Source organism: Pseudomonas sp. CH235 (genome assembly GCF_004368175.1).
Lineage (GTDB): Bacteria > Pseudomonadota > Gammaproteobacteria > Pseudomonadales > Pseudomonadaceae > Aquipseudomonas > Aquipseudomonas paraglycinae.
On sequence record NZ_RRZJ01000043.1, the window covers coordinates 16643 to 34997 of the forward strand.

Below are 18355 nucleotides of genomic sequence, written 5' to 3' on the forward strand. Positions count from 1 at the left end.
TGTTAGAAAGTGGCCTGAAGGTTGAAGTGCAGGCGCGATTCCTGTTTCGAGGTGTTCGGCCCTTCGAGTAGCGGATAGCCCCAGTCGAGGCTGCCGGACAGCCATTTGCTCAGGCTGGCGCGGGTGCCGAGGCCGACGCTGGCCAGGGCGTAATTGGCGTCCTGATCCGGCAGTTCGTCGCGCAGGTAGAGTTGCGCGCCTTCGGCGAAGGCGTAGAAGCGCCAGTCCTGCATCCAGCCGCCGACGTACTTGGCCAGCGACGGTGTGCGCAGCTCTTCGCTCAACAGGAAGCCGTCATCGGCGGTGCGTTCGGCGGCCAGATAACCGCGTACCGAGGTCGCGCCACCGGCAGAGAATTGTTCGTTGGAAACCAGTGGCCCCGACGCCAGCTGAAACGCGGCTTTGCTCGCGCTCTGCCAGTCGCTGTCGAAGGTCCAGGTGAAGTTGGTATCGCCCTTGAGCACGGCGAAACTCGGGTTGGCGCGGTAGCGCTTGTAGTCGAAGTCTTCGTCGGAACTGCCGTAGCCGAAGATGCTGCGAGTGGCCGCGACCAGGCTCAGGCCGAGGCCGAGCTGGCTCTTTTCGCTGTAGCGGTAGCCGTTGTAGGCAAAGGTGAACGGCGCGTATTTCAGCGGCACCTTGTCGCTCTGGCCGGACAGGGTCAGGCGTTCGTCGAAGTCCTTGAAGTCGATGCCCGCCGACAGCGAGTTCGACCAGTTGCCGCTCGACGGGATCGTGTAGATCGCCGCTACGCCGTAGGAATGGCCCTTGCCGAGCACGTTGCTGCCGCCGAGGGTGGCGACGTTGCTGTCGGACTGGTAACCGGAGAACTGCACGCTCCAGCGCTCGGTCAGCGGCGCGGTGTAGGAACCGGACCAGACCTTGGCGTTGTCGGTTTCCTGGGGTGCGGTGAAGAACGTCAGGTTGACGCTGTGCCCCAACTGCCAGAGATTGTTGTAGCCGAGGCTGGTGACGGTGCGCAGTTTTTCGGTGTCGGCGCTGTAGTCGTTGTTCAGCCCCACGCTGGCGGTCCACGGGTTCTGGTCTTCGACCTGCAGGTCCACGTCCATGGTGCCGGGGCGCTGGCCTTCGCGCACCAGCGGCATCACCTGCCGGCCCGGGGTCTTGTTGAGTTGCGCCAGTTCGCCCTGGACCTTGGCGAAGTCCGGCACCTCGCCTTCCTTCAGCGCCGGGACGTTGTCGCGAATGTCCAGCGGCGAATAGTGTTTGGCGCCGACCACACGGACCCGGCCGACCTTGGTTTCGCTGACTTGCAGGTAGACGATGCCGTCGGCCACCGCCTGCTCCGGCAGTTCGACGAACACCGATTGATAGCCACGTTCCTGATAGGCCTTCTGCAAGGCATCCCGCGCGCCTTCGATGTCGCTCAAGGCTTTTTGCGGGCCGAGGAACGGGTACACCGCTTCTTCGATCGCCCGCGCATCGAGCACGGTGTTGCCGCGCACGAAGTATTCGTTGACGTCCACCAGACGCTGCGCCGCTGCGTTCTCGGCCTCATCGGCGAACGCCGGCTGCGCGCCGGCCGTCACCAGCAGCCAGCCCCACAGCGCCAGCCGTGACGTGAAAATCTGATCCACACTACCCCCTGAAATTCGCGATGACCTGTTGGCGCTCATGCGCCTTGCGTGTGCGTCAGTTACTGGCGTTCTTGATTGCTGAAGTGCTGGCCCCGGTGTGCTTGCCCAGCCAGGTGTGCAGCAGCGCGAAGTTCAGCGAGAACTCGGGCATTTGCAGCAGCGCGCCGCAGAACACTTCACCGATGATTTTCTGGATGAGCTGCACGGCACGCGGCTCGTTGAGCAGCGTGGCGATGTCGCGACTGAGGACGTTGAAGCTCCAGACTTTCTGGTTCAGGCCAAGGCCGACGAACCAGCGGAACAGCAGGTTGTAATTGAGCTGTTCGTAGAGTTGCTGCTCGCTGGGCACCGAATACAGCAGTTGCAGCAGCAGGATGTGCATGACCGTCTGCGGGGCGATCAGCATGCCGGGCCGGGCATTGAGGTCGTGCAGGAGATCGCGGTGGGCATCGAGCAAGTCATCGATCTGCGGGCGCAGCAGCACCAGCGAATGCCCCGGCGGAATGTAGCTGGAGACCTCTTTCAAGGCGCCCTGCCAGTCATCCTGCGACACAATCCAGACCCACGGCGCGCCGTAGCGATACACCGAAACCGGCTTCTTGCGCGCGGCTTCGACGATCTTCGACAGGCGTTGATCGAGTTCCTGCATGCCCACTTTCGAGTAGCGTTCCATAGTCCCCATTGCCTCACTCCCGGCGTCCCGCCTCGGCTTGTGAAAAGCGCCCCTCAGGGCCCCTCAAGCGCGTTACATAGGCATGACCGGACTAGCGATGTGCTACCGAACTTTTGTCATAAAAGCTTCATTACAGAAATTGATCGGGGAATTGCAGACACCACAAATACTGTGGGAGCTGGCTTGCCAGCGATGGGGTCAGGTCAGCAACATTTACTTGGCTGACACACCGTCATCGCTGGCAAGCCAGCTCCCACAGGGTTATGGGGTGTTTTCAGAAAAACATTCCGTCAGGTGTAGACGGGCCAAATGTCGACGATCTTGCCGCCACGCACCGCCAGCAAGTCGCCGAATTGCAGGAGGACGGCTTCGGTCTGGGTCGGGCGCAAGAACACCTGATCCTCCACCGTCAGCCCAACGGCATTCGAGCCATTGACCATTTCCTGATTCGAACTGCGCCCGTAAACGCCATTGCTCTGCAATCCGGGCGGTGATTCGAATTCGGCCATCCAGTTACCGCCGTAGATGAAAAAGGTCTGCCGCTGGTTGGTGTCCCACCACGAAAACAGCCTCGACTTGTCATCTAGCGCCGGAATGTTCACCGCCCCGGTGCTTTTCAATACCGGCGTTGCAATGTATGCAGCCGGCTCGTGCTCGACCAGCGACGGCAAGTCGTAATGAGTCGGCTTGAGCATCGCCGTCCCCACCGACACTTCACTGCTCAGGCTTTCGTTTTCATGCATGCGATAACTCGGGCTGCCGGCCGTATTCAGGCACAAGCCGTCATGCCACAGCGCCGGGTATTGCTGTCGGGTGAAATCGACGCAGCGCTGATAAATCACCATCACCTTGGCGAACAGTTCCTCGGGCGAACCGAGAATCCCCGGCACGCCCATGCCCACGAACGGGTCGTAACCCATGAAGCCGGCGAACTCCAGGTGCTGCGGGTTGGCGGCGATCAGCGCGAGCATCTGCCCGAGCACGTTCACGTCACTGACGCCGCCGCGGTGCAGGCCGACGTCCAGCTCGATGTTGATCCGCATCCGCGTGCCCAAGCCCTGGGCCAGTGCGAGGTATTGCTGCAAGCGCTCGGGGTTGTCGATCAGCCATTGCAGTTGCTTCGTCGGGTCGAACGGGCCTTTGTGGGTCTGGTAGAAAATCTCGGCGGAGCGCACTGGCAATGGCTTGCCGAGCAGAATGTCGGACTGCGGGTAAACCTGTGCATCGTGATTGAGAAACGGCTGATGAAACGACATCAGCCGCTGCGTCCCTGTCCTTTGGCCGATGTAACTGAGCAGTCCCGGTGACGGCAGGGATTTCTCCACCAGCCGCAACTGCTTGCCGGCGCGTTTCACCGAGCGCATCACCACGTCGATGTTGTGGTCGAGGCGATCCAGATCGATCAGCAACACCGGGCGCATCGGGCCTTTGGTCTTGAGCTCATTGTTCAGCGCCCGGAAATAGTCACTGTAAGGCCCGCCGCGATCGCCCGGTCGCAACCATGCGCCAACCCCCAGCAGCAAAGCGCCGACACCCAAACTCCCGAGCACGAAATTACGTCGATTGACCGCCATCAGCTCACCCCCAGAATCGACGACAGATGCCCGTTGAGAAACTTGCCGCTCGGGTCCAGCGCTTCGCGTACCTGAATGAATTCCTGCCAGCGCGGATAGAGCATTTGCAACGTGCGGGCATTGAGCGTGTGCAACTTGCCCCAGTGCGGGCGGCCGTTGTACTTCCAGAAGATCGGCTCGACGGCGGCGAAGAAGTTGTGATGGTCCATCTGGTAATGCTGGTGGACCGATATCGAGCAGCTGTCGCGGCCTTCGAACATGCTCAGCGGAATGTCGTCGGCCTTGACGTAGCGGTATTCGATGGGAAACCAGGTGCGCAGGTCCTTGTCGCGGATCAGTTTGAGAATCTCCCGCAGGCAGGCCGGGCCGTGTTCGGCGGGCACCGAATATTCCATCTCGTTGAAACGCACGGTGCGCACGTTGGCGTAGATGTCGAACGAGTCGCCGACCCGATCATCGAAACTCGCCAGATGCCGCAGGCTGTTGAGCAGCGAACTGCGCAAGTTCGGGAAATCGCTGCCGTACTTGTCGATCTTCTCGATCAGGGTCACGAACTCGTTGCCACCCTCCTCTTCAGGCGGAATCGGTGGCGTGGGCGGGTCGGTGGTTTCGTTAAGGGCAATCGACAAGGCGTAGTCGGAATGGGTGACGACGAGCATTTCCCAGTGCTGGTTTTCGCTCGTGTTCTTGTCCAGGTCTTCGAGCAGTTCTTCGGTTTTGGCGATCCACTGGGTTTCCCGCAGGCGATAGGCGGGGCGGTTTTGCAGGCGGATTTTGGTGGCCACACCCAGCGCGCCGAGGGACACCCGGGCGGCGTTGAAAACTTCGGGATGACGCTGGCTGTCGCAGTCCAGCACCTCGCCACTGGCAGTCACCAGTTGCATCCCGCAGACGTGTGCGGAATAGGACTGGAAGGTTTTGCCGGTGCCGTGGGTCGAGGTGGAAATGGCCCCGGCGAGGGTCTGGTAATCGATGTCGGCCATGTTTTGCAGGGCTTGGCCGACATCCTTGAGCGGCACGCCCATGCGCGACATCGGCGTGCCGGCGGCGAATTCGGCTTGCAGGGTTTTCGGGTCGTGGTCGAGCAGGCCGTTGAAGTAGCTCAGCGACAGTAACGTGCCGTCAGTGGGCACCAGCGCGCTGAAGGAATGCGCCGAACCGACCGGGCGAATCTTGCCCGGTGCCTGCTGAATCACCGCCGTCAATTCGTCCAGATTCTTCGGCGCCACCCGCGCCGCCGGAAGGCAACTCTGCCCGCCCGACCAGTTGCGCCAGGGAATCAGTCGCGGCGCGCGCATCAGTTGGCCCAGCGCCGGATTGGAGGCCAGCGCGCTGAACGCGCCGACGATGCTTGCCCGTTGCAACAACTGCCGGCGTGTCAGATCTATCGGCATGCCAGGATCCTTATTGAGGGAGCGGCTGATCGGCCATGAAGCCGATCAACTGAAGGAATTGTTCTTCCGAGCACTCGACGCACTGGCCCATCGGCGGCATGCCGTTGTAGCCATTGATGGCGTGGTCGAGCAGCGTGTCGGCGCCCTGCTGGATGCGCGGTTCCCAGGCCTTGCGGTCACCGGTCAGCGGCGCATTCGCGGCGGGGTTGGCGTGGCAGAGCTGGCAGCTGTTGGCGTAGATCTGCGCCAGCGCCGGGTCTTTGGGAATGGTGTTGTTGGTGCTGGCCGGGGGTTTGGGGTCTTCGCCGCAGCCAGGCAGCGTCATGGCCAACGCCAGTAATAATGTGAGTCGGATTGCCCGCATAACGGCCTCGCTTATTGTTGTGGTCACACCTTAAGGCAGGCGGGTCGGCGGGTTGAGGGCATTGCGGGACATTGAGGGGGGCAAACGGGGCCAGCCCATTACCTGAAGACGATCGTTCCCACGCTCCGCGTGGGAATGCAGCCCTGGACGCTCTGCGTCCGCTTGGAACGCGGAGCGTCCCTTGAGGCATTTCCACGCAGAGCGTGGGAACGATCATGTGTGGATGCCCGCTCTGCTGTGCGGTTTCGCGTGACATTCGCGTGACATTTGCGGGTTTAAATTTCCGCGCATTCAGGCGTATAACCTGTTGAGACTTTTTGATCTGCATGCGGACATCAACACGGGGTAGCGACATGACCACAGCAAACATCCTTGGCAACCTGTTCCCTTCTGTCAGCGACATCCCGGAAAAATACCGCCTCGACGGTCAGGTCGAGCAACGCGAATACCTGGTCGATGGCGAGTTGCGCCGCTGGGACGGCCCGCTCGCCACCGTGCGCAGCCCGGTCTATCTGCATGGCGACAACGGCGATGAACAAGTGATCCTCGGCAGCACGCCGCTGCTGGACGCCGACACCGCCCTCACCGCCCTCGACGCCGCCGTCCGCGCCTACGACCGGGGCCAGGGCCTGTGGCCGACCATGCGCGTGGCCGAACGCATCCAGCACGTCGAGGCCTTCCTCGGGCGCATGCGCCAGCAGCGCGACGCCGTGGTGAAGCTACTGATGTGGGAAATCGGCAAGAACCTCAAGGACTCGGAAAAAGAGTTCGACCGCACCTGCGACTACATCGTCGACACCATCAATGCGCTGAAAGAACTCGACCGCCGCTCCAGCCGTTTCGAGCTGGAACAGGACACCCTCGGCCAGATCCGCCGCGTACCGCTCGGCGTAGCGCTGTGCATGGGCCCTTACAACTATCCGCTGAACGAAACCTTCACCACACTGATTCCGGCACTGATCATGGGCAACACCGTGGTGTTCAAGCCAGCCAAGCTCGGCGTGCTGCTGATCCGTCCTTTGCTTGAAGCCTTCCGCGACAGCTTCCCCACCGGCGTGATCAACGTGATCTACGGCAGCGGCCGCGAGACCGTCAGCGCGCTGATGGCCAGCGGCAAGATCGACATTTTCGCCTTCATCGGCACCAACAAGGCCGCCAGCGACCTGAAGAAGCTGCACCCGAAACCACACCGCTTGCGCGCCGCGCTGGGGCTGGATGCGAAGAACCCCGGCATCGTCCTGCCGGAAGTCGATCTGGATAACGCGGTCAGCGAAGCGGTCACCGGGTCCCTGTCGTTCAACGGCCAGCGCTGCACCGCGTTGAAGATTCTGTTCGTGCATGAAGATGTGGTGGACAGCTTCATCGAGAAATTCAACGCCAAACTGGCCAGCCTCAAACCAGGCATGCCGTGGGACAGCGGGGTTTCGCTGACGCCGCTGCCGGAGTCGGGCAAGGTCGATTATCTGCATGGGCTGGTGGCTGACGCGCAGAGCAAAGGCGCCCAGGTGGTCAACCCGAATGGTGGCGAGTCGCGGGAATCGTTCTTCTATCCGGCGGTGCTGTACCCGGTGACGCCGCAGATGCGCGTGTATCAGGAAGAGCAGTTCGGGCCTGTGGTGCCGATCGTGCCGTATCGTCACCTCGATACCGTGATCGATTACGTGCTGGAATCGGACTTCGGCCAGCAACTGAGCATCTTCGGCACCAACCCGGTGGCGGTCGGCCGACTGGTCGATACCTTCGCCAACCAGGTCGGGCGGATCAACCTCAACGCCCAGTGCCAGCGCGGCCCGGACACCTACCCGTTCAACGGGCGCAAGAACTCCGCCGAAGGCACGCTGTCGGTACACGATGCACTGCGGGTGTTTTCGATCCGCACCCTGGTGGCGACCAAGTTCCAGGAACCCAACAAGGATCTGATCAGCGAAATCATTCGCGGGCGCGATTCGAACTTCATCGCAACCGACTACATCTTCTGAGGAGGAATCAGCGCTGAGCACTTTCAGCCCCCACCGCTGGCCGCCGCTGTTACGGCGGATCCTGCGGCCGTTGCTAGACCCGTATCGACGTTATCGCCATGCTCGAACGATTCACGCGGTGCGGGTCGCGTTGGGGTTGCTGGCGACAATCCTGCTGACCACCGGCATCAATCTGCCCCACGGCGAATGGGCGTCGGTGACCATGCTGGTGGTGATCGGCGGTTTGCAGCATCACGGCAACATCGGCAAGAAAGCCGCCGAACGCGCCACCGGCACCTTGATCGGCGCCGGCGTCGGTTTGTTGATCGTGGCGCAACAGGCGTGGCTGGGCATGCCGTGGCTGACCTATTTTGCGATGGCGGTGGTGTGCGGATTCTTCTCGTATCATGCCATCGGCAAGGGCGGCTACACCGCCCTGCTCTCGGCCATCACCGTGTTCATCGTCGCCGGGCATGGCGACAACCCGATCACCGACGGGCTGTGGCGCGGGGTCGATATCCTGATCGGTATCGCCCTGGCCCTGGCCTTCTCGTTCGCCCTGCCGCTGTACGCGGTGTACTCGTGGCGCTACAACCTGGCCGATGCGCTGCGCGATTGCGCGACGGTGTACGGACGGATTATCGGCGGCCAACCGGTGACCGCCGACGAACACTTGAAGTTGATGAACCGGCTGAACGCGGTGATGGTGCAACTGCGCTCGCTGATGCCGTCGGTGTCCAAGGAAGTCAAAGTCTCGATGACCGAACTGGACGCCATCCAGCGCAACCTGCGCATGTGCATCAGCACCCTGGAAATCCTCGGCAACATCCGCCCGGACGCCAACGACCCCGACGCCATGACGCACCTGCAAGCGGCGCTCAAGGCCGAACACCGGCACATTCGCGTGCAATTGATCGGCATGGCCCGAGCGTTGAAAACCGGTGCGTCCGGTCGATTGGGACGCCCGGTGGAATTGCCGGACGCCAGCCTCGACACGCCGGTCTACAGCCCGCTGGACGGCTACCGTTTGCTGACCCGGCAACTGGCGGCCAACATCGGCGAAATGCGCCAGCGCCTGGCGAAGACTGCGCCGCGCTGGAACATCTGAGATTTACTGCGCGGCCAGGCGCCGCGCCTTCAATCCCCAACCCTGTTGCATGCCGGCAGCGGCCAACAGGATCGCTGCCACGCCGATCCATTGCAGGGTTTGCAGTTGATGACCGAAGGCAAACCAGTCGACGAAAATCGCCGCAATCGGGTAGATAAACGACAGAGCGCCGGTCAATGCAGTCGGCAGTTTCTGGATCGCGCCGTAAAGCAGCACGTACATCAGACCGGTGTGGACGATGCCCAGCGTCACCAGACTGGCCCAGGCACTTGGCGCCTCGGGCATTGCTGAAAAATGCGCGAATGGCGCGAGCAACAGCACGCCGGTGCAGACCTGGATCAGCGCAATCAGATGCGGCGGCGTGCCGGTCAGGCGCTTGATGATCAACGCAGCTATGGCGTACAGAAACGCCGCCCCCAGCGCCAGCGCGATCCCCATCAGGTAATCACTTCCGCCCTCGCCCTGCCCGCCATGGGCACTGACGATGGCCAGCATCCCCATGAAAGAAATCGCCAGCCAGAACAGCTTCTGCAAGGTGATCTTCTCGCCTAGAAATAGCGCTGCCAGCCCCACCAACATGAACGGCTGCACGTTGTACACCGCCGTGCCGATTGCAATCGACGCCCGTGAATAGGAGGCGAACAGCAGCACCCAGTTGCCGACGATTGCCACCCCGCTGATCACCGCCAGCAGGAAGGTGGTGCGGGTCAGAATGCCGGGGCGCAGAAAGCCGAAGGCGGCGCAGATCAGCAGCAAAGTCCCGGCGCCGAACACGCAGCGCCAGAACACCACGTCCAGCACCGGTTGCCCGGACACCAGCACGAACCAGCCAATCGTCCCGGATATCAGCATGGCGGCGGTCATTTCAAATGAGCCGCGACGGATTGTTTTGTCCATCATCAATCTCCTTAATGTGTGGCAAAAGTATGCCAAGCGTGACCGGGGCTTCTCCAGCGCAAAAAGCAGGCTAAACTCGATTTCTACCTTTTTTATCGAGGGTGGTTTGCATCATTCGCCTAATGCGGGAGTTTTTGTATGACCGACGATATCGACCAGATCCTGATCGGGGCCTTGATGGAGGATTCACGGCGCTCGCTCAAGGCGCTGGCGCAGATCAGCGGTTTGTCTTCGCCGAGCGTGGCCGAGCGTTTGCGCCGCCTGGAAGAACGCGGCGTGCTCAAGGGCTACACCGTGGAGATTGACCCGAAGTGCTTCGGTTATCAGTTGCAGGCGATTGTCCGGGTGCGGCCATTGCCGGGGCAATTGCAGGAAGTGGAGCGGCAGATCATGTCGATTCCCGAGTTCACCGAGTGCGACAAGGTCACCGGCGAAGACTGCTTTATCGCCCGCCTGCATGTGCGCTCGATGGAGCAGCTGGACACCTTGCTCGACCGGTTGAATACGTTGGCAGAAACCAATACAGCGATCGTCAAGAAGACCCCGGTAAAACGTCGATTGCCGCCGATGGCGTGAGCGGCGTAGATTGAGTTTTTTCCGGCGAAGGATTGGCGGCATGAAAATTCAGGCAACGATGCTGGCAGCGTTGATGCTGGCTGGGTGCGGGACGGTGCAGACCGTAGCGTTCAGTGACAAGCATTCCACGGAGCAGTTGAAAGCGAACAAATCCTACTGCGGCGCTGTACCGCGCATCTACAGTGGCGTGACGTACGACTTCTGCATGCTGCACGCCGAAAAGCCGGATGACGTCGATGCGTTCAACTACAAGAACGCGACGCCGGGTCTGCTGGTGGACGCGGCCGTGTCGGGAGTGCTCGATACGTTGCTGCTGCCCTACACGATCTACAAGCAACAGGCCGATGGCAGCATCGTGATCAATTGATCGCTGCTCTCTTTTTCGCAGGCAACAAAAAACCCGCTTTCGCGGGTTTTCTGTTTATTGCAGTGCAGCGATCAGTCGTCGCGGCTCATGATGCCGAAGATCTGCAACAGGCTGACGAACAGGTTGTAGATCGATACATACAGGCTGATGGTCGCCATGATGTAGTTGCGCTCGCCGCCGTGGATGATGGCGCTGGTCTGGAACAGGATGCAGACCGACGAGAACAGCACGAAACCTGCGCTGATCGCCAGTTGCAGGCCGCTGATCTGGAAGAACATGCTTGCCAGCGTCGCGCCCAGCAGGACGAAGAAACCGGCGGTGATGAAGCCACCGAGGAAGCTCATGTCCTTGCGGGTGATCAGCACGTAAGCCGACAGACCACCGAACACCAGTGCGGTCATCGCGAACGCGGAGCTGACCACCTCAGCGCCGCCCTGCATGCCCAGGTAACGGTTGAGGATCGGGCCGAGCAGGAAACCCATGAAACCGGTCAGGGCAAACGCCGACACCAGGCCCCAGGCGGAATCACGAAGCTTGTTGGTGAGGAAGAACAGCCCGTAGAAACCGATCAGCACCACGAAAATATTCGGGTAGCCGACCCGCATCTGCTGGGCCACGAACGCCATCACACCGCTGAATGCGAGGGTGAGCGCCAGTAGACCGTAAGTGTTGCGCAGGACGCGGCTAACCTCTAGCTGCTCAGCCTGCACGCTGTTGTGAACTGCGTAATCCTGTTCGCGCATGGCGACACTCCTGTTGGTTTGAAACGTTCAGTCGCAAAGATCATAACAGACGCTCTGTAACAAGCCATGCACAGAGTTTGACAGTGTGTTTCATTCAGGTATTATGGCGCCCGCAACGCAACGGAGGTGTGGCCGAGTGGTTTAAGGCAACGGTCTTGAAAACCGTCGACTGTAACAGGTCCATGAGTTCGAATCCCATCGCCTCCGCCATCTTTTATACGACAAAGCCCTGATCATTCAGGGCTTTGTCGTTTCTAGGGTTTGAGATTTTTACCCCGCACTTTTCTGGATCGTTTCCGCATCTTTTCGGCCATTTCCGCAACCCATCTCTCCGACATCACTGGTTCGACCTCGAAAGATCAGGGGAAGTGGGTGTCTTCAACGGACAGCTTTCGGCCAAAAGCGGACGCTAACTGCCATTCCCCATCCAGTGCTCCCAAACAGGAACCTGAACCAGTCATTTCAATGGGTCATAGCTGATCAACGTCTTTGGCTCCAAATACGCGCTCATCCCCCACCTGCCCATTTCGCGCCCAAGGCCGGAATGCTTGAATCCACCGAAGGGGGCACGCGGTTCATGGGCCAGGGTATTGATGAGCACGCGTCCCGAATCGATCTGACGGGCGACGTTCATACAACGTTCGGAGCTTTTTCCCAGCACCAGGGCGCTCAGCCCATAGTCCGTATCGTTGGCAATGCTGATCGCATCGGCATCATCCTCGTAGGGGATGATCGTCAGCACGGGGCCGAAAATTTCCTCACGCGCGATGCGCATCCCGTTAGTGGCATCAGTGAAGATCGTGGGCTTCACGAACCATCCGGCATGCAAGCCTTCCGGGCGACCTTCGCCACCGGCCAGCAACCTCGCGCCTTCTTCGTGGCCGGTACGGATGTAGCGCTGCACCCGCTCCCATTGTTTCTGGCTCACCATCGGACCGATGTCGGTGGCGGCGTTGCGTGGATCGCCCGATTGAATCTGTGAGACACCCTCCTTCGCAATCCGCTCGAACTCTGCCAGCCGGCTGCGCGGCACGAGGATGCGAGTGCCCGCGATGCAAGCCTGGCCGCTGTTGAGAAATCCGGCTTGCAGCACCAACGGCATGACCGCTTGGAAATCAGCATCGTCAAGCACCACGGTGGGGGACTTGCCGCCCAATTCCAGCGTCACGCGCTTCATGGTGTCGGCACCGGTTCTTACCAGATGCTGACCGACAGCGGACGAACCCGTGAACGAGATCTTGGCAACGTCGGGATGACGGGCGATCTCCTCGCCAACCACATCGCCCCGTCCGTTGACGACATTGAATACACCCGGTGGCAGCCCCGCTTCGTGCAACGCTCTGACCACGACCTGCGTCTGCAACGCGCTCATCTCGCTGGGCTTGATGACAGCGGTGCAGCCTGTCGCCAGCGCAGTGGCCAGCTTGTTGCAGATGAAGCCCGCATTGCTGTTCCAGGGCGTGATCAGACCGGTCACGCCCACGGGCGTCAGAATGACCCTGGCCACGCCAACCTGTTCCTCGAAATCGAACGCCTCCAGTGCATCGATTGCTTGCGCAATCACATCGGCCGGATAAGTCGCCATCCAGCGCCCGCGAACCGCAGGCGCGCCGTATTCCACGAGGATGGCTTCCAACAGTTCCTCCTCCCTTGCCGCCATGGCCCGGTGCATGCGTTGCAGTGCCGCAATGCGCTCCCCCCGGCTAGTACGAGCCCACGCCGGGAACGCAACCTTGGCGGCTGCGATCGCACGCTGTGCGTCCAATGCATCGCCCAGCCGAACCTGACCGATGACTTCCTCGGTGCTCGGGTTATGAAGGTCGAACCATTCCTGACCGTGCGGAATGACGAACTCGCCGTCGATGTAGATATGTTCAATGAGTTGCATGGCGACTCCTCGCTCAAAAACGACTCGCCTGAATCGAGCCTCTGTGATGAAGTCTAAGAAGGGTTCATTATTCCGATAAGCCACCCTTTGGCTTATGAAGCATCCGCATATTCAGGACAATCCATGCACAGAACAGGAATGACCGAGCTGGAAGTGGTTCTGGCCGTGGCGCGCCGCAGCAGTTTTCGCGGCGCAGCACAGGAATTGGGCATGTCCACTACCGCCGTGAGCAGCGCGGTGGCAGGCCTGGAAGCACGCCTGAAAGTGCGCCTGTTCAATCGCTCCACGCGCAGCGTGGCCCTCACCGATATTGGGCAACGCTATGTGGCACGTATCGCCCCTGCGTTGGCGCAGATCAAAAGTGCCGGCGAAGAAGCCAGCCTCGGCCCCGATGAACCCAGCGGCACATTGCGCATCAATGCACCGCATGGCGCGGCCTACCTGCTGTTGGATCCGCTATTGAAGCAGTACGCTCAGCGCTATCCCGAAGTGCGCATCGACATCGTCAGCGAATCAAGCATGGTCGACATCATCGCCGGTGGCTTCGACGCCGGGATCCGCCTGGCGGAGTCTGTGCCGCAAGACATGATTGCCGTGCCACTGTCAGGTGACATCCGGATGCTCGTGGTAGCAACGCCCGAGTACCTCGAACGCCACGGCGTGCCCGAGCATCCGCGAGATCTGCTTACCCACCAGAGCATCTGCATGCGCATGGCCCACGGTGGCCTCTACCAGTGGGAATTGGAGCGCGATGGCCAAAAGCTGCAGATGGATCTGCCGGTGCGCTTCGCCTCCAACGAGTTGCTGGCCATCAAACAGGCCGTGGTGTTGGGCCTTGGCATTGGTTTCATTTCCGAGTGGTTCATCCAAGAAGAACTGGCGAGCGGCGCCCTGGTGCCGGTGTTGATGCCATGGTGCCCGTCGTTTGGCGGGTTGAGGCTCTACTACTCGGGCCATCGCTTCGTGCCGGCGCGATTGCGCGCACTGATTGAACTGGCGCAAGAGTTGCGGCCCACGGTGGTTTGATAATGTTCCGCCGCCTTTTTATCGTCCCCCCCTTCGGCCAAAAAAACACCAATCAGAAAGGACCGCTTTCGGCCAAAAGCGGACATTCGACTGATTAGAATGAAGTGCTTAAAGCTGCACGACGAAGTTGGTCAGGGGAAGATGGTAAAGGCCTAATACTCGCCCAGAACGACTGACGCCACCCGATCTAACCGGAACATCCGGGCCGGTTGCTCGAGCCGAGTCCGCTTGTGCACTTGACTCCTTGGTTCGCCTCCAGCCATTTCGTATGATGAGCAACCTTAGTTTGGGGTGCTTGGCGTGAAACCAACATCAAAAATAGCTTCAATCAATCCGCCCTTACCAACCGGCGCCACGCAGAGTTTAAGCGAGGCTGTAAGTCGGCTTTCTTGGGACGATTTGCGAATCATCAAAACGCTAAGCGAATGCGGCAACAGAGCCACGACTGCAAAAAGCTTGGGAATCAATGTATCCACCGTATCGCGTCGTGTGGCTCAAGTGGAAAAGACACTTGGGGTCGTTTTATTTGACCACCGCCGTTCTGGGTACATGCTGACGCCCGAGGGCATTGAGTTAAGGGCGCTCGCCGAACGCGTCGAGCTTGATATCGTCAGCGTTACACGTCGGGTTTCTCGCGCAGGTCAAGGGCCACAGGGAAAGCTTCGGATCACTACCAGCGACTCCCTGCTTCTGTATTTCCTCACGCCGATCATCGCCGACTTCAAAGCGCTTAATGAAGGCATTGCCATCGAGGTTCTGGTTGGCAACGAGACGTTAAGTCTCGCTCGCGATGAATCTGACGTGGCGGTGAGAGCGACGAAAAAACCTGCCGAAAGTCTCGTCGGGCGCAAGCTCGCTTCGATTGCATGGGCGCCTTATGGCAGCATAAAACAAGCGACTGCTATCCCGTTCGCAGAAGGCCAACCGTGGGTGTCCTATTCCGCAGGATTATGCGGACTGAAGGCTAAGAGCTACGTCGAGAACAGAGTCAGCGCCGACTGTATTTCTTATCGTACCGACTCAGTCGCGGCGGCGAGCGTCGCCATTGCGGCAGGCCTTGGTTATGGGTTTCTTCCGTGCATGCTGGGAGACATTACGCCTGGGTTAAGACGCGTCGGCCCAGTTGTGCGCGAACTACAGGATGAGCTCTGGCTGCTTACGCATCAGGACATTCGAAAGTCATGGAGAGTAAAAGCATTCATGACTTTTTGTGCAGCAGCCGTAGCGCATCAAAAGCCTTTGATCGAAGGGCAACTGGATCTCCCGGTTGCGCAGGGCGAAACCGGGAGCGTCTCTTAGTCGGCGCTAGATCCGATGACAGCCTTGCAGACAATTTCAATCAGCTGTGAACGTTGAGCCAACCTGGATACACCGATTATATTGCTCGCGCACTGGGGCCGCTCAGTGCGATATGCGGCTTTGCGCACATCACCTACCACGGCGAAGGCCGCGTCCATATCCAATACGTAGAGCGTTTCTTCGACGACATCATTAAGGGTCGCTCCATAGAGCGCGAGCAACTTGGCGATGTTGTCGTAAGAGGCGCGCATCTGCTCTCCTATCGACGAGAAATCGCTGGGCTTCCCCTCGCTATTCAAAGGCGCGGGAGCAACCAGGTTACCCTCCTCATCGTGGTTGAACTGACCCGAGATATAGATCTCGTTTCCAACTTTTCTGGCCTGGGGATAGCCGTAGCCCTCCTCCCATGAGACTCCCCAGTAAGCGGTGTTTTTGCCGTGCGGTTGTGAAGCAGCCATTGCTTTCTCCTTGAAGATGACGAGTCGAATGATGTCGATTCGAGTTGTCGGGAGGCAAAGGCTAGCACCGGAAACACTATTGAAAATGCGCATTTTTGCGCCTCCAGCAGCGCAAAAATGCGCCCCTATTACGACACGCATTCCGTTAAATTTTTTCCATCGACTGACCGCTGGATTGAGCTTATCAACCGGCTACTGGGAAAAAGGAATCAGGATGAAAAACGAAACATGCGCGTCCTCACTTAAGGATTTGACTAAACAGACTGGGCAATTGAAACCTTGGCAGATTCAACGCGCGGAGCAGTTAATGCTCGATAACCTGGACGCAGATATTTCAGTAGCAGCTATCGCACAGGCCTGTGCGCTATCGCGCAGCCATTTCACCCGTCAGTTTAAAAGAACCACTCTCGTCTCACCCAAAGAATGGATGCGAGAGCAGCGGATTCTGAGGGGCAAGCAGTTACTTCAGACGTCGAGATTGCTAATTGCGGACATTGCACTGGAGTGTGGCTTCTCTGACCAGTCTCACTTCTGTCGCACATTCGTGCGAACCGAAGGTGTAACTCCGCGGGCTTGGAAACAGAACAATCAATCGCCTGCGCTGTGATTTGATGAGCTGGATAGCGGAGTTAAGACTTACCTGGAGGTTTAACCCTAGGATGCGACGCATGTGAATGGCGCCTCGGCCGCATTACGGTAAACAACACGATCATCGCGCGCTAATGGCCGTTAACGGTCGAGGGCGAACGTCTGCTTTTGGCCGGAAGCTGCCGCTCACGGGATGCCGCTTTTGGCCGATTGCTGCCTGTGCAGACGATATTAGGATTGCCGTATCCGCATAATCGCATCTGTGATCGCTTTTGCATTTGTATCTAAGGTCTCCATAGCCATCACAGCGTTATCTGCAACGACTGCTGCGCCACTGGCTGCAAGCCAAACGGCAACCTCCTCGATTGCCGCCGCCAGTGCATGCTGGTTGTGCAGGAGCAATGTGAGGGCGTCAGCAGTGGCGATATTAGAAGCTGAGTTATTTGGCATGCGATCCATCCTGGAAATAAGGGTTTCGCGAAGCCTAGCTCATGCGGCCGCAGCAGAGAGGCTTAGATACCGCACGCTTAAAATTGCTACACCGCGCAGATGATTTGAGACTTTAGCCAATCAGTTGGGGCGGGAGGCGGGCTACTGCATCCATCCATCATCGGAGCCAGCCAGCGTCTGCTTTCGGCCAGAAGCGGACGCGCAATGTTGTCATCAAACAGCCGGATCCATAATTCTGATGTACCTCGGTTAAGGGCATAGAACCGTCTACGAAAGTCTGGGCGAATCAATGACAGATCAAGTTCAAGCACAAGTACGTGTAGCGGCTCGATAACATCGACCGCCTGACCATAGGCGGCCGCGTCAACAAAATGGACGACAACCATTCCTGCTCGTGTAATCGAGCATCACCCTCATTCGCGAGCCCGAGGCCACCCCGGCAATGCAATCGACTTATTGCCAGTTGACTGCAATGACGGCATCCAATTGTTCACGCTGGGCGGATGTCAAATTCGACTCCCCTCCCGGTGGAACTCCAAAAGCGGCCATCGCCTGAACCAGGTTCTGGACATTACTTTCCAACAGCGTCTTTCCATCCGCTGTCCGGAACTGATCCAGGCGATAACTGCTGCCTACTGCCCAATTGTTCACCGTTATCTTGTCGGAGGTGCCTATGACACTGACGTCAAGATGAGAACCGTTGTTTCTGAACCATAATTGCTGGGAACTGATACCCGGGTCAAAAGCCAGTGTGTCCACGGCTCCGGCAACCGTATCGTAATTCGAGATACGATCCTGCCCGCCCCCTAGACCAAACCGGTAGGTGTCGGAACCTGCACCTCCATCCATCAAGTCATTCCCGCTACCGCCATCAAGAATGTCGTTTCCACCTTCGCCATAAATGGTGTCATTGCCCGCCCCACCACTGACCAGATCGTCGCTAGCATAACCATGCAATTCGTCATTACCGTCGGTACCGGTCATCACCATCACCTTGACTTGCGCCAGGCTCCAAGTCGTGCCATTGGCGAAGCGGATCTCTTCCATTTGGTAACCGCTGCTGAAGAAATACCTCAGGGTAATCTTGTCCGAAGCCCCCTTCAGGGCAATGTTCAGATTGCTGTCCGTGCGGGTCAGTACCAGGTCTTCGGGTTTGATGTCAGCGCCAAATTCCAGGGCATCAACTTTGCCAGCCGTGGTGTCGTAATTGTTGATGGTGTCCTGGCCCCAGCCTCGTTCGAACCGGTAGACATCCGAACCTGTCCCTCCATCCAGTACATCGTTGCCCACACCACCGACCAACACATCGTTGCCGCCCTCGCCGTACAGGCTGTCGTTACCTAGGCCACCGCTCACCAGATCATCGGTACCATAACCATGCAGCTCGTCATTGC

The 18355-nt window shown here is 59.3% G+C and carries 18 protein-coding genes and 1 tRNA gene; 8 read left to right on the forward strand and 11 right to left on the reverse strand.

The window, feature by feature from the left end; all coding sequences use genetic code 11:
* Nucleotides 1-2 precede the first annotated feature (2 nt).
* From EIY71_RS26975 to EIY71_RS26995, 5 genes are all read right to left on the reverse strand, one after another.
* Nucleotides 3-1598 carry a ShlB/FhaC/HecB family hemolysin secretion/activation protein gene (locus tag EIY71_RS26975; protein WP_134023793.1) on the reverse strand — a complete coding sequence of 532 codons (1596 nt, stop codon included), beginning with the start codon at nt 1596-1598 and terminating at the stop codon, nt 3-5.
* A 55-nt stretch (nt 1599-1653) separates the two neighbouring features.
* Nucleotides 1654-2280: a transposase gene (locus tag EIY71_RS26980; RefSeq protein WP_085747274.1), complete on the reverse strand. Its 627-nt coding sequence runs from the start codon at nt 2278-2280 to the stop codon at nt 1654-1656.
* A 281-nt stretch (nt 2281-2561) separates the two neighbouring features.
* Entirely contained in the window at nt 2562-3770 is a 1209-nt protein-coding gene (locus tag EIY71_RS26985) for a DSD1 family PLP-dependent enzyme (RefSeq protein WP_166673455.1), read from the reverse strand.
* A 74-nt stretch (nt 3771-3844) separates the two neighbouring features.
* Nucleotides 3845-5173 carry a D-arabinono-1,4-lactone oxidase gene (locus EIY71_RS26990; protein WP_165369559.1) on the reverse strand — a complete coding sequence of 443 codons (1329 nt, stop codon included), beginning with the start codon at nt 5171-5173 and terminating at the stop codon, nt 3845-3847.
* A gap of 76 nt (nt 5174-5249) precedes the next feature.
* Nucleotides 5250-5603, reverse strand: coding sequence for a cytochrome c5 family protein (locus EIY71_RS26995; RefSeq protein ID WP_102687644.1), 354 nt, complete (start codon nt 5601-5603; stop codon nt 5250-5252).
* 353 nt (nt 5604-5956) lie between these two features.
* On the opposite strand from EIY71_RS26995, the gene EIY71_RS27005 reads away from it, so the two are divergent.
* Entirely contained in the window at nt 5957-7582 is a 1626-nt protein-coding gene (locus EIY71_RS27005; RefSeq protein WP_074690886.1) for an NADP-dependent glyceraldehyde-3-phosphate dehydrogenase, read from the forward strand.
* Between the two features lie 46 nt (nt 7583-7628).
* Nucleotides 7629-8669 carry an FUSC family protein gene (locus tag EIY71_RS27010; protein WP_173892785.1) on the forward strand — a complete coding sequence of 347 codons (1041 nt, stop codon included), beginning with the start codon at nt 7629-7631 and terminating at the stop codon, nt 8667-8669.
* Nucleotides 8670-8672: 3 nt separating this feature from the next.
* Here EIY71_RS27010 and EIY71_RS27015 read toward each other — a convergent pair whose 3' ends face one another.
* Nucleotides 8673-9566: a DMT family transporter gene (locus tag EIY71_RS27015; RefSeq protein ID WP_129973654.1), complete on the reverse strand. Its 894-nt coding sequence runs from the start codon at nt 9564-9566 to the stop codon at nt 8673-8675.
* A gap of 138 nt (nt 9567-9704) precedes the next feature.
* Here EIY71_RS27015 and EIY71_RS27020 point away from each other — a divergent pair, with 138 nt between their 5' ends.
* A complete protein-coding gene (locus EIY71_RS27020; protein ID WP_007955121.1) occupies nt 9705-10142 on the forward strand; it encodes an Lrp/AsnC family transcriptional regulator in 438 nt (145 codons plus the stop codon).
* A gap of 40 nt (nt 10143-10182) precedes the next feature.
* The gene (locus tag EIY71_RS27025) at nt 10183-10509 is read left to right on the forward strand and encodes a YceK/YidQ family lipoprotein (RefSeq protein ID WP_102687648.1); all 327 of its coding nucleotides are present in this window, start codon (nt 10183-10185) and stop codon (nt 10507-10509) included.
* Nucleotides 10510-10580: 71 nt separating this feature from the next.
* Here EIY71_RS27025 and EIY71_RS27030 read toward each other — a convergent pair whose 3' ends face one another.
* Complete coding sequence (locus tag EIY71_RS27030; RefSeq protein WP_007955123.1) at nt 10581-11252, reverse strand: Bax inhibitor-1/YccA family protein; 672 nt, start codon at nt 11250-11252, stop codon at nt 10581-10583.
* A gap of 122 nt (nt 11253-11374) precedes the next feature.
* Between EIY71_RS27030 and EIY71_RS27035 the strand changes: the two genes are divergently transcribed.
* Nucleotides 11375-11462 (forward strand) — tRNA-Ser (locus EIY71_RS27035).
* A gap of 247 nt (nt 11463-11709) precedes the next feature.
* Here the strand turns inward: EIY71_RS27035 and EIY71_RS27040 are convergent.
* Complete coding sequence (locus EIY71_RS27040; protein WP_134023797.1) at nt 11710-13140, reverse strand: aldehyde dehydrogenase family protein; 1431 nt, start codon at nt 13138-13140, stop codon at nt 11710-11712.
* 123 nt (nt 13141-13263) lie between these two features.
* Here EIY71_RS27040 and EIY71_RS27045 point away from each other — a divergent pair, with 123 nt between their 5' ends.
* Both EIY71_RS27045 and EIY71_RS27050 read left to right on the forward strand, forming a co-directional pair.
* A complete protein-coding gene (locus tag EIY71_RS27045) occupies nt 13264-14166 on the forward strand; it encodes a LysR family transcriptional regulator (protein WP_166673454.1) in 903 nt (300 codons plus the stop codon).
* Nucleotides 14167-14484: 318 nt separating this feature from the next.
* Nucleotides 14485-15465 (forward strand): LysR family transcriptional regulator, encoded by a 981-nt coding sequence (locus EIY71_RS27050; protein ID WP_256661109.1) that lies wholly within the window; start codon nt 14485-14487, stop codon nt 15463-15465.
* On the opposite strand, the gene EIY71_RS27055 is transcribed toward EIY71_RS27050, so the two are convergent.
* Nucleotides 15462-15923: a Rid family hydrolase gene (locus tag EIY71_RS27055; protein ID WP_074690968.1), complete on the reverse strand. Its 462-nt coding sequence runs from the start codon at nt 15921-15923 to the stop codon at nt 15462-15464. The two genes, EIY71_RS27050 and EIY71_RS27055, sit on opposite strands and share 4 nt — an antisense overlap.
* Nucleotides 15924-16008: 85 nt before the next feature.
* Between EIY71_RS27055 and EIY71_RS27060 the strand changes: the two genes are divergently transcribed.
* Complete coding sequence (locus tag EIY71_RS27060; protein ID WP_372239309.1) at nt 16009-16530, forward strand: AraC family transcriptional regulator; 522 nt, start codon at nt 16009-16011, stop codon at nt 16528-16530.
* 212 nt (nt 16531-16742) lie between these two features.
* Here the strand turns inward: EIY71_RS27060 and EIY71_RS27065 are convergent, their stop codons facing one another.
* Both EIY71_RS27065 and EIY71_RS27070 read right to left on the reverse strand, forming a co-directional pair.
* A complete protein-coding gene (locus EIY71_RS27065; protein ID WP_085655295.1) occupies nt 16743-16961 on the reverse strand; it encodes a hypothetical protein in 219 nt (72 codons plus the stop codon).
* Nucleotides 16962-17414: 453 nt separating this feature from the next.
* Nucleotides 17415-18355: calcium-binding protein (locus EIY71_RS27070; RefSeq protein WP_305955778.1), on the reverse strand; the 941-nt coding region annotated here is incomplete at its 5' end.

Bases quoted from the DNA above. Each gene is read 5' to 3' on its own strand.
- EIY71_RS26980 (WP_085747274.1), bottom strand. From the start codon at position 2,280: ATGGGGACTATGGAACGCTACTCGAAAGTGGGCATGCAGGAACTCGAT.
- EIY71_RS26995 (WP_102687644.1), bottom strand. From the start codon at position 5,603: ATGCGGGCAATCCGACTCACATTATTACTGGCGTTGGCCATGACGCTG.
- EIY71_RS27005 (WP_074690886.1), top strand. From the start codon at position 5,957: ATGACCACAGCAAACATCCTTGGCAACCTGTTCCCTTCTGTCAGCGAC.
- EIY71_RS27015 (WP_129973654.1), bottom strand. From the start codon at position 9,566: ATGGACAAAACAATCCGTCGCGGCTCATTTGAAATGACCGCCGCCATG.
- EIY71_RS27020 (WP_007955121.1), top strand. From the start codon at position 9,705: ATGACCGACGATATCGACCAGATCCTGATCGGGGCCTTGATGGAGGAT.
- EIY71_RS27025 (WP_102687648.1), top strand. From the start codon at position 10,183: ATGAAAATTCAGGCAACGATGCTGGCAGCGTTGATGCTGGCTGGGTGC.
- EIY71_RS27030 (WP_007955123.1), bottom strand. From the start codon at position 11,252: ATGCGCGAACAGGATTACGCAGTTCACAACAGCGTGCAGGCTGAGCAG.
- EIY71_RS27040 (WP_134023797.1), bottom strand. From the start codon at position 13,140: ATGCAACTCATTGAACATATCTACATCGACGGCGAGTTCGTCATTCCG.
- EIY71_RS27045 (WP_166673454.1), top strand. From the start codon at position 13,264: ATGCACAGAACAGGAATGACCGAGCTGGAAGTGGTTCTGGCCGTGGCG.
- EIY71_RS27055 (WP_074690968.1), bottom strand. From the start codon at position 15,923: ATGGCTGCTTCACAACCGCACGGCAAAAACACCGCTTACTGGGGAGTC.
- EIY71_RS27060 (WP_372239309.1), top strand. From the start codon at position 16,009: ATGCGCATTTTTGCGCCTCCAGCAGCGCAAAAATGCGCCCCTATTACG.
- EIY71_RS27065 (WP_085655295.1), bottom strand. From the start codon at position 16,961: ATGCCAAATAACTCAGCTTCTAATATCGCCACTGCTGACGCCCTCACA.